Raw genomic sequence first — 14,125 nt, 5'->3', positions numbered from 1 at the left:
GGGCGGATCAAGGCGGTCGTGCAATCCATGGTTGCGACACCGCAAAGCGTATCGAAACGGCCCCGCGCCGATGGAGTGATGGCATGGTGATAACCCCGGTTCTTCTGGCTGGCGGCTCGGGCACGCGGCTGTGGCCCGTGTCGCGCAAAAGCTTTCCCAAGCAATTCGTGCCGCTGGTGGGCGAAGACACGCTGTTTCAGGCCTCGGCCAAGCGGCTGTCGGGCGACCGCTATGGCGCGCCGCTGGTGATGACCAATGCCGATTTCCGCTTCATCGTCGGCGAACAACTGGGCAAGATCGGCATCATCCCCTCGGGGATCCTGATCGAGCCTGCGGGCCGCAATACCGCCCCCGCCATTCTTGCAGCCGCGCTGACCGTGGCGCAGACCGATCCCGACGGGCTGCTGCTGGTCGCGCCCTCGGATCACGTCGTCCCCGATACCGAGGCCTTTGGCCATGGGGTCGATCTGGGCGTGCCTGCGGCGCAGGCCGGGCGCATCGTGACCTTCGGCATCGCCCCCACCCGGCCCGAGACCGGCTATGGCTATATGGAGGCCGAGGGCGCGGGCGAAGGGCCGCTGGTGCTGAAGCGTTTCGTGGAAAAGCCGGATCTGGCCAATGCCGAGGCGATGCTGGCGCAGGGCAATTTCCTGTGGAATGCCGGGATCTTCCTGTTCTCGGCCCGCACGCTGATTGCCGCGTTTGAAACCCATGCACCGGAATTCATGGCGCCCGTGCGCGCGGCGCTGACCGAGGCCAAGCGCGATCTTGGTTTCCTGCGCCTTGCGCCCGAGCCATGGGATCGGCTGCCCGACCTGTCGATCGATTATGCCGTGCTGGAAAAGGCCGACAACCTGTCGGTGGTGCGTTTTTCCGGGCATTGGTCGGATCTGGGCGGCTGGGACGCGATCTGGCGCGAGGTGCAGGACGATCACCCCGCCGAGCGCGGCGCGGTCACCGACGACCGCTCGACCGCCATCGACTGCGACAATGTGCTGCTGCGGTCGCAGGATGAGGGCATCGAGGTCGTGGGCATCGGCTTGCAGGACATCATGGTCGTGTCGACCAAGGATGCCGTGCTGGTCGCCGACATGAACCGGGCGCAGGACGTAAAGAAAGCGGTCGCTGCGCTGAAATCCAAGGGCGCGCGGCAGGCCGAAAGCTTCCTGCGCGACAACCGCCCATGGGGCTGGTATGAGACGCTGGCGCTGGCCGACCGCTTTCAGGTCAAACGGATCGTCGTCAATCCGGGTGCGGCCTTGTCGCTGCAATCGCATTTCCACCGCTCGGAACACTGGATCGTGGTGTCGGGCACGGCGCGGGTCACGGTGGACGATACCGTCACGCTGGTGACCGAGAATCAGTCGATCTATGTGCCGCTGGGCGCGGTGCATCGCATGGAAAATCCCGGCAAGGTGCCGATGGTGCTGATCGAGGTGCAGACCGGGGTGTATCTGGGGGAAGATGACATCGTGCGCTATGAGGATGTCTATTCGCGCAGCTGAGGGCATGGCGGGGGGCGCTGCCCCCCACGCCTGCGGCGTTCCCCCCGGAGTATTTGCAGAACAGAGAAACGCTTGCGGTGAAGGACTGACTGTGAGGCGCTTATGGTGCAGCGCTTATGGTGCGAGCAGGCGGCGGTAGAGCTGATCCAGAAACACCTGCGCCTCGGCAAAGGGGTCGTGCCCTTCGCCAAGGACGGCGCGGACCTGCACCTCGAAATCGGCATAATGCTGGGTCAGCGCCCAGATCGAGAACAGCAGGTGGCGTGGCTCGACCGGGGCGATGCGGCCTTGGGCCGACCATTGCGCGATGAGGGCGGATTTTTCCTCGACCAATGCGCGCAGTTCTCCGCCCAGGATCGGGGCAAGGCGGGGGGCGCCTTGCAGGATCTCATTGGCGAAAAGCCGGCTTTCCTGCGGATAGTCGCGCGACATTTCCAGCTTGCGGCGTGCATAGGCAAGAAGCTGGTCGGCCGCGTCGCCCTCTGCCTGAATTTCGCGCAGAGGTGCCAGCCACATTTCAAGCGCCGCTTGCAGCAATGCGACATGGATCGTGTCTTTCGAGGCGAAATAATACAGCACGTTCGGCTTTGAGAGCCCCGCTGCATCGGCGATCTGGTCGATGGTGGTTCCGGCAAAGCCGCGTGCCGAAAATTCCTGCAATGCTGCGGAAAGGATCAGCTCGCGGTTCTTTCTTTGGATGCGGCTTTCGCGGCGCGGCTTTTCGGTCATCGGAATTCCTGCGGTCTGAGCGATGCGCGCGTTCAGGCGCTTGACTGGCACTGGACCCGTGCTAGCCTGATCCTGACCAACTGGTCAATATTCGTGGATTGGCAAGGCCAGCTCACCGATTCCGCCGACCGCTCGCAGAAGCTGGCGGCAAGACAGGAAGGACGACCCGATGACCACAGCCCCCGGTGCGCCGGACATTTCCGGTATGCCAGCAGCCAATATGCGGATCGACAGCGACCGTCTGTGGGACAGCCTGGAACAGATGGCCCAGATTGGCCCCGGCATTGCGGGCGGCAACAACCGGCAGGCGCTGACCGATGCGGATACCGAGGGGCGGCGCCTGTTTCAGGGCTGGTGCGAGGACGCGGGCATGACGATGCGCGTCGATCAGATGGGGAACATGTTTTTTCGCCACGAGGGCACCGAGCCGGATCTGGATCCGGTCTATATCGGCAGCCATCTGGATACTCAGCCGACCGGAGGGCGCTATGACGGCGTTCTGGGCGTGCTGGCCGGGCTGGAGGTGATCCGCGCCATCCGCGACATGGGGCTACGCACCCGCCGCCCGATCGTGGTGACCAACTGGACCAATGAGGAAGGCACGCGGTTTGCGCCTGCCATGCTGGCCTCGGGCGTGTTTGCCGGGGTGATCGATCAGGACTTCGCCTATGCGCGCAAGGATGCGAAGGGGGCAAGCTTTGGCGACGAGCTGGCCCGGACCGGCTGGCGCGGCGATGAGGTGCCGGGGGATCGCCGCATCCATGCCATGTTCGAATATCACATCGAACAGGGTCCGATCCTTGAGGCCGAGGGCCAGCAGATCGGCGTGGTAACACATGGGCAGGGACTGCGCTGGATCGAATGCACGGTGACGGGCAAGGGGCAGCATACCGGCTCGACCCCGATGCGGATGCGCCGGAATGCCGGGCGCGGGCTGGCGCAGCTGACCGAGCTGGCGCATGAGATCGCGATGAGGCATCAGCCCAATGCGGTGGGGGCCATCGGCCATATCGACATCTTCCCCAACAGCCGCAACATCATCGTCGAAAAAGCGGTGTTCACCGTCGATTTCCGCAGCCATCTGCTGCCGGTTCTGTTGGCGATGACCGAGGAATTCATGGCGCGCGCGCCTGCGATCTGCGCCGATCTGGGCTGCGAATTCGACAGTCAGATCGTTGGTCAGTTCGACCCGCCCGCCTTCGATCCCGCGTTGGTCAAGACCGTGCGCGCGGCGGCCGAACGGCTGGGATACCGGCATATGGATATCGTTTCGGGGGCGGGGCATGATGCCTGCTGGATCAACAAGGTCGCGCCGACGGTGATGATCATGTGCCCCTGTGTCGACGGGCTGTCGCATAACGAGGCCGAGGAGATCAGCCCGGAATGGGCGGCCGCCGGGGCGGATGTGCTGCTGAACGCGGTGCTTGAGACCGCCGGGGTTCAGGCATGACGGCTGGCCTTGGCCGGGGGCGCTGCCCCCGCGCCATGGCCGCCCCCTTGATGGGGGCAGCCATGGCGTCCCCCGGAGTATTTTCGGAACAGAGAAGGATTACGCGATGAGCACGGTCATCAAGGGCGGCACCATCGTCACGGCGGATCTGAGCTATGAAGCGGATGTGCTGATCGAGGATGGGCGCATCGCAGCCATCGGGCCGGGGCTTTCGGGCGACACGGTTCTTGATGCCTCGGGCTGTGTGATCATGCCCGGCGGCATCGACCCGCATACGCATCTGGAGATGCCCTTCATGGGCACGCATTCCGCCGATGATTTCGAAAGCGGCACGCGGGCGGCGCTGGCGGGCGGCACGACGATGGTGGTGGATTTTGCCTTGCCTGCACCGGGTCAGGGTCTGCTGGATGCGCTGAAAGTCTGGGACAACAAGGTCGCGCGGGCGCATTGCGATTTTTCCTATCATATGGCCGTGACCTGGTGGGGGCAGCAGGTCTGGGACGAGATGGCCGAGGTGGTCGATCGCGGCATTACCAGCTTCAAGCATTTCATGGCCTATAAGGGCGCCCTGATGGTCAATGACGACGAGATGTTTTCGTCATTCCGCAGGGTTGGCGATCTGGGCGGCGTCGCCCTGGTTCATGCCGAAAACGGCGATGTCGTGGCCGAGCTTTCCGCCCGTCTTCTGGCCGAGGGCAATACCGGCCCCGAGGGTCACGCCTATTCCCGCCCGCCGCAGGTCGAGGGCGAGGCCACCAACCGTGCCATCATGATCGCCGATATGGCGGGCGTGCCGCTATATGTCGTCCATACCTCGTGCGAGGACAGCCACGAGGCGATCCGCCGCGCCCGCCAGCAGGGCAAGCGCGTCTGGGGCGAGCCGCTGATCCAGCATCTGGTGCTGGACGAGAGCGAGTACTTCAATGCCGATTGGGATCATGCCGCGCGGCGCGTCATGTCTCCTCCGTTCCGCAACAAGCTGCATCAGGACAGCCTGTGGGCCGGGCTGCAATCGGGCAGCCTGTCCTGCGTGGCGACCGATCACTGCGCCTTCACCACGGCGCAGAAACGCACCGGCATCGGCGATTTCACCAAGATCCCGAACGGCACCGGCGGGCTTGAGGACCGCATGCCCGTGCTTTGGACGCAGGGCGTCGGCACGGGCCGTCTGACGCCGAACGAGTTTGTCGCCGTCACCTCGACCAATATCGCGAAGATCCTGAACATGTATCCCAAGAAGGGCGCGGTTCTGGTCGGCAGCGATGCCGATCTGGTGGTCTGGGATCCCGAGGCGGAAAAGACCATTCACGCGTCGGACCAGCAATCGGCCATTGATTACAATGTCTTTGAGGGCATCAAGGTCAAGGGTCTGCCGCGCTTTACCCTGACGCGCGGCGTGGTCGCCGTCACCGAAGGCCGCGTGGACAGCCGCGAGGGGCATGGCGAATTCGTCGCCCGCGCGCCGCGTCCGGCGGTCAATCGCGCGCTGTCATCATGGAAGGATCTGACCGCGCCCCGCCCCGTCCAGCGCAGCGGCATTCCGGTCAGCGGGGTCTGAATTGAGCGTGATCGAGGCCAAGGGCGTCAACCTGACCTTTCAGACCCGCGATGGTCCGGTTCATGCGCTGAAAGATGTCAATCTCAGCATCGAAAAGGGCGATTTCGTCAGTTTCATCGGCCCCTCCGGCTGTGGCAAGACCACCTTCCTGCGGACGATGGCGGCGCTGGAAACCCCCAGTTCCGGCGTGCTGAGCGTCAATGGCATGACACCCGATCAGGCGCGGCAGCGGCGGGCCTATGGCTATGTCTTTCAGGCGCCGGGGCTTTACCCGTGGCGCACGATTTCCAGAAACATCGCGCTTCCCTTGGAAATCATGGGGTTTTCCAAGGCCGACCGTCAGCAGCGCGTGGCCCGCGTTCTGGATCTGGTCGAGCTTTCGGCCTTTGGCGGCAAGTTTCCCTGGCAATTGTCGGGCGGGATGCAGCAGCGCGCCAGCATCGCCCGCGCGCTGGCCTTCGATGCCGATATCCTGCTGATGGACGAACCTTTCGGTGCGCTGGATGAAATCGTGCGCGACCGTCTGAACGAGGCGCTGCTGGAGCTGTGGCAGAAGACCGGCAAGACGATCGCCTTTGTCACCCATTCGATCCCCGAGGCGGTGTATCTGTCGACCAAGATCGTGGTGATGAGCCCGCGTCCGGGCCGGATCACCCGGGTCATCGACAGCAGCCTGCCGCGCGAAAGGCCGCTGGACATCCGCGACAGCGAAGATTTCATCCGGCTGAGCCATGAGGTCCGCGATGCCCTGCGCGAGGGGCACGGCGATGACTGAGGCCCTGCCCCAAAGGATCCCGACATGAGGCGCGTTCTGCCGGTCCTCAGCGTGCTTTTGGCCATCGTGCTGGTCTGGTATGCGGCGGCGGTGCTGATGAATGCGCCATGGGCGCGCGATCAGGCGGCGCGGGCCGGGCAGGATCTGCCGCTGCCCGCGCTGATCGCCGCAACCATGGTGCAGGACCGCCCCGTCCTGCCCGCGCCGCATCAGGTGGCAAAAGGCCTGTGGGACGGGATCGCCGGGCAGAAGATCACCTCGAAACGGTCGCTGGTCTGGCATGGCTGGGTCACGCTGTCGGCGACGCTGGCGGGCTTTGCCATCGGCGCGCTGGCCGGGATCGCGCTGGCCACCGCCATCGTGCACAGCCGGGTGATGGAGCTGTCGATGATGCCATGGGCGATTGCCAGCCAGACCGTGCCGATCCTTGCCATCGCGCCCATGGTCATCGTGGTCTTTGCCAGCGCGGGTGTGACCGGGCTGATCCCAAAGGCGATGATTTCGGCATGGCTGTCGTTCTTTCCGGTGCTGGTCGGCATGGTCAAGGGGCTGCGCACGCCCGATGCAATGCAGATGGACCTGATGCGGTCCTGGAGCGCGTCCCGCGCGCAGACATTCTGGCGGCTGCGGCTGCCCTCGGCCCTGCCCTATCTGTTCGCCAGCCTGAAGGTCGCCGTTGCTGCCGCGCTGGTCGGCACCATCGTCGGCGAACTGCCTGCAGGCGCGACGGCGGGGCTTGGCGCGCGGTTGCTGTCGGGCAGCTATTACGGGCAGACGGTGCAGATCTGGGCGGCGCTGTTTGCCGCCGCGGGGCTGGCCGCGGTGCTGGTGGCGGCGATCGGCGCAATCGAGCGCCTGACCCTGCACCGCATGGGGCTGGCGCGATGATGCTGTTGCCCCTGGCCATGATCCTGCTGCCGCCCCTGGCCTTGAATATCTGGCTGGCGCGCAGCCCGTCACCTGTGGCGCGGGTGCTGATCCCGGTGATCTTTGGCGCGACGCTTCTGGCAGTGTGGGAATATGCGGTGGGGGCCTTCGGCATCCCTGCCGTGATCCTGCCCGCCCCCAGCGCCATCGGCGCAAGCTTTGCCGCGAATATTCCGCTGCTGTGGGGCGATTTCGTGCAGACCATCTTGAAGGGCGCACTCTCGGGCTGGCTGATCGGGGCCACGCTGGCGGTGGCGGTGGCGGTGCTGATCGATCGCAGCCCATTTCTGCAACGTGGCTTGCTGCCCATCGGCAATTTCGTCGCGGCTTTGCCCATCGTCGGCATCGCGCCCATTCTGGTCATGTGGTTCGGGTTCGACTGGCAATCCAAGGCCGCAGTCGTCGTGGTCATGGTGTTCTTTCCGATCCTTGTGAACATGGTCGAGGGGCTGAAGGCCACCGATGCGCTGGCTCGCGACCAGATCGCCGCATGGGGGGCAAGCTATGGGCAGGCTTTGGTCAAGCTGCGCCTGCCGCATGCGATGCCGTTCCTGTTCAACGGCTTGAAGATTACCACGACGCTGGCGCTGATCGGCGCCATCGTGGCCGAGTTCTTCGGCAGCCCGACACGGGGCATGGGGTTTCGCATCTCGACCGCGGTGGGACAGCTGAACATGGCGCTGGTCTGGGCCGAGATTCTGGTGGCGGCTTTGGCCGGAACGGCATTCTATGGCATCGTGGCGCTGATCGAACGGCGGGTGACATTCTGGCACCCCTCGGCGCGCAGGTAAGGGGCAAAGACCCCGGCAACAGTGGAGAGAGAGATGAAGGCCATTCTGGGGTTCGCGGGCGCTTTGGCGCTGATGTCGGGCATGGCGCAGGCGCAGGATGCGCTGCCTTTGACCGTGCAGCTTAAATGGGTCACGCAGGCCCAGTTCGACGGCTATTACGTCGCGCAGGACAAGGGCTTTTACGAAGAGGAAGGGCTGAATGTCACCATCAAGCCCGGCGGTCCCGATATTGCGCCGGTGCAGGTTCTGGCGGGCGGCGGCGCGGATGTCGTCGTCGAATGGATGCCCGCCGCGCTGGCCGCCCGCGAAAAGGGTTTGGCCATCGTCAATATCGCCCAGCCCTTCAAGAAATCCGGCATGATGCTGACCTGCCGCAAGGAAACCGGCATCACCTCGCCCGCCGATTTCAAGGGCAAGACGCTGGGCGTCTGGTTTTCCGGCAATGAATATCCGTTCCTGTCCTGGATGAACACGCTGGGGCTGAAGACCGATGGCGGTCCCGAGGGTGTGACGGTGCTGAAACAGGGCTTCAACGTCGATCCCTTGCTGCAGAAACAGGCCGATTGCATCAGCACCATGACCTATAACGAATATGGGCAGGTTCTGGATGCCGGCCTGTCGCCCGAGGATCTGGTGACGTTCAAATATGACGAACAAGGTGTTTCGACGCTGGAGGACGGGCTTTATGTGCTGGAGCCGACCTTGCAGGACAAGGACAAGGTCACCGCGCTGGTGCGCTTCGTGCGCGCCACGATGAAGGGCTTTGAATATGCCGCGGCGAACCCCAAGGAAGCCGCCGATATCGTGCTGGAAAACGACGAGACCGGCGCCCAGACCGAAGCGCATCAGCTGCGCATGGCCGAGGAAGTGGCGAAGCTGACCGAGGGCTCGACCGGGGTTCTGGATCCGGCGGATTATCAGCGCACGGTGGACACGCTGCTGTCGGGCGGCTCGGATCCGGTGATCACCAAGGCGCCTGAGGGGGCCTATGTCACTATGATCACCGATCGCGCTTTCGACTGACGGCAGGACGCCTCCGGCGGGAGTATTTCGGGAACGAAGAAGCGGGGGCGTTCGCGCCCTTGCATGGGGCGTGGTGACGGGGCATCAGGCAGCATGGAAACCACGCCGCAGAAATCGAACCGTCACGGGCTGCTGGATGACGCGCAGGGCATTGCCTATGGCGGGTTCATGGCCTCGGTCGGGGTGGTGCTGCTGACGCATCTGGGCTTTGTGACCGGGCAGACGGCGGGGCTGGCCATCCTGATCAGCTATGCGACGGGCTGGAGCTTCGGGCTGGTGTTCTTCGTGGTGAACCTGCCGTTTTACTGGCTGGGTTACCGCCGACTGGGGCTGCGCTTCGTGCTGAAAAGTCTGGCCGCCGTCACCTTGCTGTCGGTGCTGGTGACAGTGCTGCCGGGCCTGCTGCAATTCGGCGCGGTGCATCCGCTGGTCGGCGCGCTGCTGTTTGGCTGCATCACCGGATCGGCGCTGCTGGCGCTGTTCCGGCATGGCGCGTCGCTGGGCGGGATCGGGATCGTGGCGCTGTATCTGCAGGATGCGACGGGGTTCCGGGCTGGCTGGACGCAGCTGATCTTTGACGCCTGCCTGTTTGCCGTGGCCTTGGCGCTGCGCGACTGGCAGACCGTGGCATGGTCTGCCCTTGGCGCGCTGGTGCTGAACCTGGTCATCGCCATCAATCACCGGCGCGACCGTTACATCGCCTAGGCCGGAACACCCAGCGCGCGTTTGACATTCGCCGTCCAGCCCAGCAGATGCTGATCGCCCTGAATGATCGCCGGGCGTTTCATCAGCGAGGGCTTGGCTTTCAGCATGGCCAGCGGGGTCTGCGCCCGTTCGTCTTCGGACATGCCACGCCATGTCAGGCTGGCGCGATTGACCAGCTTGTCGCCGAAAGCCGCGATCATCGGCTGCCATTCGTCTTTGGAAAGCGGCGCGTCTTTCACATCGCGGAAATCGACGCTCCAGCCTTCGGTTTCCAGATCGGCGCGGGCTTTCTGGCAGGTGGAACAATGGCCTAGGCCGAACATTTGAAGCTTTTTCATGGTCACACGAACGGGATAAGGGGGATGCGGCCGCAGCCCGAAAGGGCCAGCGTCGCGGCAAGGGTCAGGATCAGGCGCATGAAGGTCTCCGTCATGCCATGGTGTCAGTATTGCCGGGAACGCGGCCGGGCTCAATGCCCGTCATGCAGCCGGGCCTTGATGCGGCGCAAGGACCACCAGACGCCGAACACGACCAGAGGCGTCAGCCCGGCGATCAGCACCGCCTTGTCGATATGCAGCGCATGGGCCAGCGGATACAGCGCATAGCCCAGAAGTCCGACCGCGTAATAGCTGATGGCGACGACGGACAGCCCTTCGACCGTATGCTGCAGCCGCAGTTGCAGATCGGCGCGGCGGTCCATCCGCTCCATGATTTCCTGGTTCTGGGCGCTGCGCCAGACATCGACGCGGGTGCGCAGCAATTCGCCGGCGCGCTCGGCCCGTTCCAGCATCGCCGTCAGCCGGCGTTCGGCGGATTTCACCGTGCGCATCGCGGGCTGATAGCGGCGCTGCATGAATTCGGTCAGCATCTGCCCGCCCATGAACCGGGTTTCGCGCAACGCCTCGACCCGGTCCATGACGATCGCTTCATAGGCAGAGGTCGCGCCGAAGCGGAAGCTGTTCTGGGTCGCGGCGCTTTCCAGTTGCGTCGAGACCGACAGCAGATCCTGCAAGACCAGATCGGCCGGGCGCGCATCATCGGCCATGCCCTGCACGATGGCGCTGAGCTGCGGGTCCAGCGCGTTCATGCGCTGGGTCAATTGCCGCGCCCGGCCAAGGCCCAGCATCGACATGGCGCGATAGGTCTCCAGATCCAGCAGGCGCTGGACCAGCCGCCCGATCCGTCCGCTGCCGGTATCGGGGCGCACGAAGACCGCAAAGCGCATCCAGCCCGCCGGGTCGATGCGGAAATCGCCCGCCACCACCGCCGATTGGTCCAGCACCCAGACCGAGGCAAGACTGTCCGCGGCGAACCAGTCCTCGAGCCGGGGCAGAAGATCGCGGGGATCTTCGGGCAGAACATCGACATGCACCATGACGGCTGCGGCGCGTTTGCCCGGTGCGGCGGCCTGCCAATCGGCGGGAAACACCTCGCCCGCCACCGGATCGAAGGGCCGGGGCGGCAAGCCGCGCGCGAAGGCTGCATAGGTCACGAATTCGGTATGGCTTTCCCAGCGCAGCTTGTAGCGGCCCAGATTGGCCTTGTAATGCCCCGCCTGCGGGTCAGGACGCGGCGCACCGTGCCGGGCGCAAAGCTGTGCCAGATGTTCGACATCGCGGCCCCGGTCACGATTGGCGGCGTCCAGCGGTTCCTTGATGGCCAGAAACACCGCCGTGCATGGCGCTTCGAGCCGCGGCGAGGGCCGGGCATGCAGCTCATTGACCAGTTCATAGCGCAGCGGGTGATCGGCATCGTCCATCATGATCGCATGAATATCAGCAGGCCGTATTGCGGCAAGCCGGAAAGCGGGCGCCGCAGCGCCGCACGGCAAAATGCCGCAGGATCAGGTTTTCGTGATCGCCCGCGCATTGCCGCATGGCGTGGATGCAGGCAAAATACCGCGCAAAACATATGCTGAGGGGCAGGCAAATGAAAAACTGGGTTGTCAGGGTTCTGGCATTGGGACTGATCCTGGGACTGGCCGCCTGTGCGCCCAGCAAGTTCAAGACCTATGACGGACCGCCGATCACGCAGGTCATCGTCAAAAAGGGCGAACGCAAGATGTACATGGTCAGCGGCAACCGCGCCGTGAAGGTCTATGACATCGGGCTGGGCACGCAGCCCATCGGCCACAAGAATTTTGAAGGCGATGGCAAGACCCCCGAGGGCGTCTATTACATCGACCGCCGCAACCCGAACAGCCGCTATCACCTGTCCGTCGGCGTGTCCTATCCCAATCCGCAGGATACCGCCTTCGCGCTGTCGCAGGGGCAAAGTCCCGGCGGCGACATCTTCATCCATGGCCAGGGCCCCGAGGGGAAGGTGCTTTCAAAGCAGCGCCGCGACTGGACCGTCGGCTGCATTGCGGTGACCGATGACGAGGTCGAGGACATCTACGCCATGCTGCGCGACGGAACCCCGATCATCATCGCCCCCTGAATCGGGCGTTTTGCAACCATAAGTAGCAAAGTATGCTGATCCTGCTGGGTTTTCCAGTATGGCAGACCTGTTCAAAAGGTCAGATAGAAATTGCGGGCCGGTCGGATTAACAACGTGGTAAATGCACCACCACCGACTGAGCCCCATGTACCTGCCTCCAGTCATCAATGAAGAACTGATCGATTCGATCGAAACCGAGGGCTATGTCCCCGGCCAGATCGAATCCGTCATGCGCTTCGGACCCAAATCGAGATGGCGTGCCGGCGCCATCGTCGAAAGCTCGTCCGAGCGTTCGCAGGCCGTAGCCACCCGCTGCGCCCTGCTGATCCCGCGCAGGGGAAAGCGCACGCGCAAGCTGGCGCTGCACCCTGCGTTGCCCGCCGATGTCATCAAATCCATGCTTAAGGCTCTTTGATCCCACCACCACACGGATCGGCGAAACGACGAAGGCGGGCCCGCTGAAGGCCCGCCTTAATCATTTTCTGATCTGCGCTAACATGTGGATATGGGTTTGGGGTATGCCGGTCGAGGCGTGTGGGTCGGAATAAATACGCCGGGCGCATCGGTTGGGCGCATCGGTTGGGCGCATCGGTTGGGCGCATCGGTTGGGCGCATCGGTTGGGCGCATCGGTTGGGCGCATCGGTTGGGCGCATCGGTTGGGCGCATCGGTTGGGCGCATCGGTTGGGCGCATATGAAAAAGGCGGGCTCGATGCCCGCCTTTTTCATGGCTCATGCCGGGACGGAACGGGCGGGGCTTTGTCAGCCCCGCCCCCCTGATCACTCGATCATCGGCAGAAGCTGGTCGATGGACTTCTTGGCATCGCCATAGAACATCCGCGTATTCTCCTTGTAGAACAGCGGATTTTCGATGCCCGAATAGCCCGTGCCCTGCCCGCGTTTGCTGACAAAGACCTGCTTGGCCTTCCAGACCTCCAGCACCGGCATGCCGGCGATGGGGCTGTTCGGGTCTTCCTGAGCGGCCGGGTTCACGATGTCGTTCGAGCCGATGACGATCACCACGTCGGTATTGGGGAAATCGTCGTTGATCTCATCCATTTCCAGCACGATGTCGTAAGGCACCTTTGCCTCGGCCAAGAGCACGTTCATGTGGCCCGGCAGACGGCCCGCGACGGGGTGAATGGCGAAACGCACATTCTTGCCGCGCGCGCGCAGCTTGCGGGTCAGTTCGCTGACCGATTGCTGCGCCTGTGCCACCGCCATGCCATAGCCCGGCACGATGATGATCTCATCGGCATCGTTCAGCGCCGAGGCCACGCCATCCGCGTCGATGGCGATCTGCTCTCCCTCGATCTCCATGGCCGGTCCCGCTTCGCCGCCGAAGCCGCCAAGGATGACGCTGACGAAATTGCGGTTCATCGCCTTGCACATGATATAGGACAGGATCGCCCCGGACGAGCCGACCAGCGCCCCGACCACGATCAAGAGGTCATTGCCCAGCGTAAAGCCGATGGCCGCGGCCGCCCAGCCGGAATAGCTGTTCAGCATCGACACCACGACCGGCATGTCCGCGCCGCCGATGCCCATGATCAGGTGATAGCCGATGAACATCGCCAGCAGCGTGATGACCAGCAGCCACAGCACGGGCGCACCGACCGAGCAATACAGGATCACCGCCAGCAGCGACAGGATCGCCGCGCCCGCATTCAGCGCGTGACCGCCGGGCAGCTTCTTCGGCTTGCCGTCGATCTTGCCCGCCAGTTTCCCGAAGGCCACGATCGAGCCGGTGAAGGTCACCGCACCGATGAAGATCCCCAGCGCGACCTCGACCTTCAGCATGGCGATCTCGGCAGGGGTTTTGTGGGCCAGAACGGCGGCGAAGCCCTCGAAATGCGCGGTGGCATCAGCGGCCTTGGCCCGCAGCACGCGGCCCAGTTCAAACTGCGCGTTGAAGCCGATCAGCACGGCGGCAAGGCCGACAAGGCTGTGCATCGCCGCGACAAGCTGCGGCATTTCCGTCATCTGCACGCGTTTGGCGACGATCCAGCCAATGCCGCCGCCAATGGCCAGCATGACCAGCGACAAGAACCAGTTGCCCGCGCCCGGCCCGAAGAGCGTGGCGACCACGGCCAGCGCCATGGCGGCAATGCCGTACCAGACCGCGCGCTTGGCGCTTTCCTGCCCCGAAAGTCCACCCAGCGACAGGATGAACAGGACGGCCGCGACCACATAGGCGGCGGTGCTTACTCCGAATTCCATCATG

14 protein-coding genes are annotated in these 14,125 nt (G+C 64.1%); 10 read left to right on the top strand and 4 right to left on the bottom strand.

The features are described 5' to 3' along the window. The first annotated feature begins 83 nt into the window (after positions 1-83). Positions 84-1,505 (top strand): mannose-1-phosphate guanylyltransferase/mannose-6-phosphate isomerase, encoded by a 1,422-nt coding sequence (locus tag GL284_RS04390; protein WP_155043426.1) that lies wholly within the window; start codon positions 84-86, stop codon positions 1,503-1,505. 114 nt (positions 1,506-1,619) lie between these two features. Here the strand turns inward: GL284_RS04390 and GL284_RS04385 are convergent, their stop codons facing one another. Continuing rightward, entirely contained in the window at positions 1,620-2,234 is a 615-nt protein-coding gene (locus GL284_RS04385) for a TetR family transcriptional regulator C-terminal domain-containing protein (RefSeq protein ID WP_155043425.1), read from the bottom strand. A 169-nt stretch (positions 2,235-2,403) separates the two neighbouring features. Between GL284_RS04385 and GL284_RS04380 the strand changes: the two genes are divergently transcribed. The 7 genes from GL284_RS04380 to GL284_RS04350 all read left to right on the top strand — a co-directional run bounded on the left by GL284_RS04380 (position 2,404) and on the right by GL284_RS04350 (position 9,463). Further along, positions 2,404-3,684 carry a Zn-dependent hydrolase gene (locus GL284_RS04380; RefSeq protein ID WP_230382903.1) on the top strand — a complete coding sequence of 427 codons (1,281 nt, stop codon included), beginning with the start codon at positions 2,404-2,406 and terminating at the stop codon, positions 3,682-3,684. Positions 3,685-3,790: 106 nt separating this feature from the next. Then, on the top strand, positions 3,791-5,242 hold the full coding sequence (gene hydA / locus GL284_RS04375) for a dihydropyrimidinase (protein ID WP_155043424.1): 1,452 nt from the start codon (positions 3,791-3,793) through the stop codon (positions 5,240-5,242). Position 5,243: 1 nt separating this feature from the next. Then, positions 5,244-6,017 carry an ABC transporter ATP-binding protein gene (locus GL284_RS04370; protein WP_155043423.1) on the top strand — a complete coding sequence of 258 codons (774 nt, stop codon included), beginning with the start codon at positions 5,244-5,246 and terminating at the stop codon, positions 6,015-6,017. Between the two features lie 24 nt (positions 6,018-6,041). Continuing rightward, positions 6,042-6,905: an ABC transporter permease gene (locus GL284_RS04365; RefSeq protein WP_155043422.1), complete on the top strand. Its 864-nt coding sequence runs from the start codon at positions 6,042-6,044 to the stop codon at positions 6,903-6,905. Beyond that, a complete protein-coding gene (locus GL284_RS04360) occupies positions 6,902-7,735 on the top strand; it encodes an ABC transporter permease (RefSeq protein WP_155043421.1) in 834 nt (277 codons plus the stop codon). The genes GL284_RS04365 and GL284_RS04360 overlap by 4 nt, the downstream gene beginning before the upstream one ends. A gap of 33 nt (positions 7,736-7,768) precedes the next feature. Beyond that, positions 7,769-8,758, top strand: a complete 990-nt coding sequence (locus GL284_RS04355; protein ID WP_155043420.1) for an ABC transporter substrate-binding protein — start codon at positions 7,769-7,771, stop codon at positions 8,756-8,758. A 93-nt stretch (positions 8,759-8,851) separates the two neighbouring features. After that, positions 8,852-9,463 carry a YitT family protein gene (locus tag GL284_RS04350; RefSeq protein WP_155043419.1) on the top strand — a complete coding sequence of 204 codons (612 nt, stop codon included), beginning with the start codon at positions 8,852-8,854 and terminating at the stop codon, positions 9,461-9,463. Here GL284_RS04350 and GL284_RS04345 read toward each other — a convergent pair. Further along, the gene (locus tag GL284_RS04345) at positions 9,460-9,801 is read right to left on the bottom strand and encodes an arsenate reductase family protein (RefSeq protein ID WP_230382902.1); all 342 of its coding nucleotides are present in this window, start codon (positions 9,799-9,801) and stop codon (positions 9,460-9,462) included. The two genes, GL284_RS04350 and GL284_RS04345, sit on opposite strands and share 4 nt — an antisense overlap. Before the next feature lie 131 nt (positions 9,802-9,932). Further along, positions 9,933-11,225 (bottom strand): DUF3422 family protein, encoded by a 1,293-nt coding sequence (locus GL284_RS04340; RefSeq protein ID WP_155043418.1) that lies wholly within the window; start codon positions 11,223-11,225, stop codon positions 9,933-9,935. A 167-nt stretch (positions 11,226-11,392) separates the two neighbouring features. Here GL284_RS04340 and GL284_RS04335 point away from each other — a divergent pair, with 167 nt between their 5' ends. Both GL284_RS04335 and GL284_RS04330 read left to right on the top strand, forming a co-directional pair. Beyond that, complete coding sequence (locus tag GL284_RS04335) at positions 11,393-11,902, top strand: L,D-transpeptidase family protein (protein WP_155043417.1); 510 nt, start codon at positions 11,393-11,395, stop codon at positions 11,900-11,902. Positions 11,903-12,047: 145 nt separating this feature from the next. Beyond that, complete coding sequence (locus GL284_RS04330; RefSeq protein WP_155043578.1) at positions 12,048-12,317, top strand: hypothetical protein; 270 nt, start codon at positions 12,048-12,050, stop codon at positions 12,315-12,317. Positions 12,318-12,681: 364 nt separating this feature from the next. Here the strand turns inward: GL284_RS04330 and GL284_RS04325 are convergent, their stop codons facing one another. Then, positions 12,682-14,121, bottom strand: a complete 1,440-nt coding sequence (locus GL284_RS04325) for an NAD(P)(+) transhydrogenase (Re/Si-specific) subunit beta (RefSeq protein WP_155043416.1) — start codon at positions 14,119-14,121, stop codon at positions 12,682-12,684. Positions 14,122-14,125: the final 4 nt, after the last annotated feature.

The sequence above is a fragment of the Paracoccus shanxieyensis genome (genome assembly GCF_009711265.1).
In the GTDB taxonomy this organism is placed as follows: domain Bacteria; phylum Pseudomonadota; class Alphaproteobacteria; order Rhodobacterales; family Rhodobacteraceae; genus Paracoccus; species Paracoccus shanxieyensis.
The sequence above is the reverse complement of the archived record's forward strand: the minus strand, read 5'-3'. Positions and strand labels throughout refer to the sequence as shown.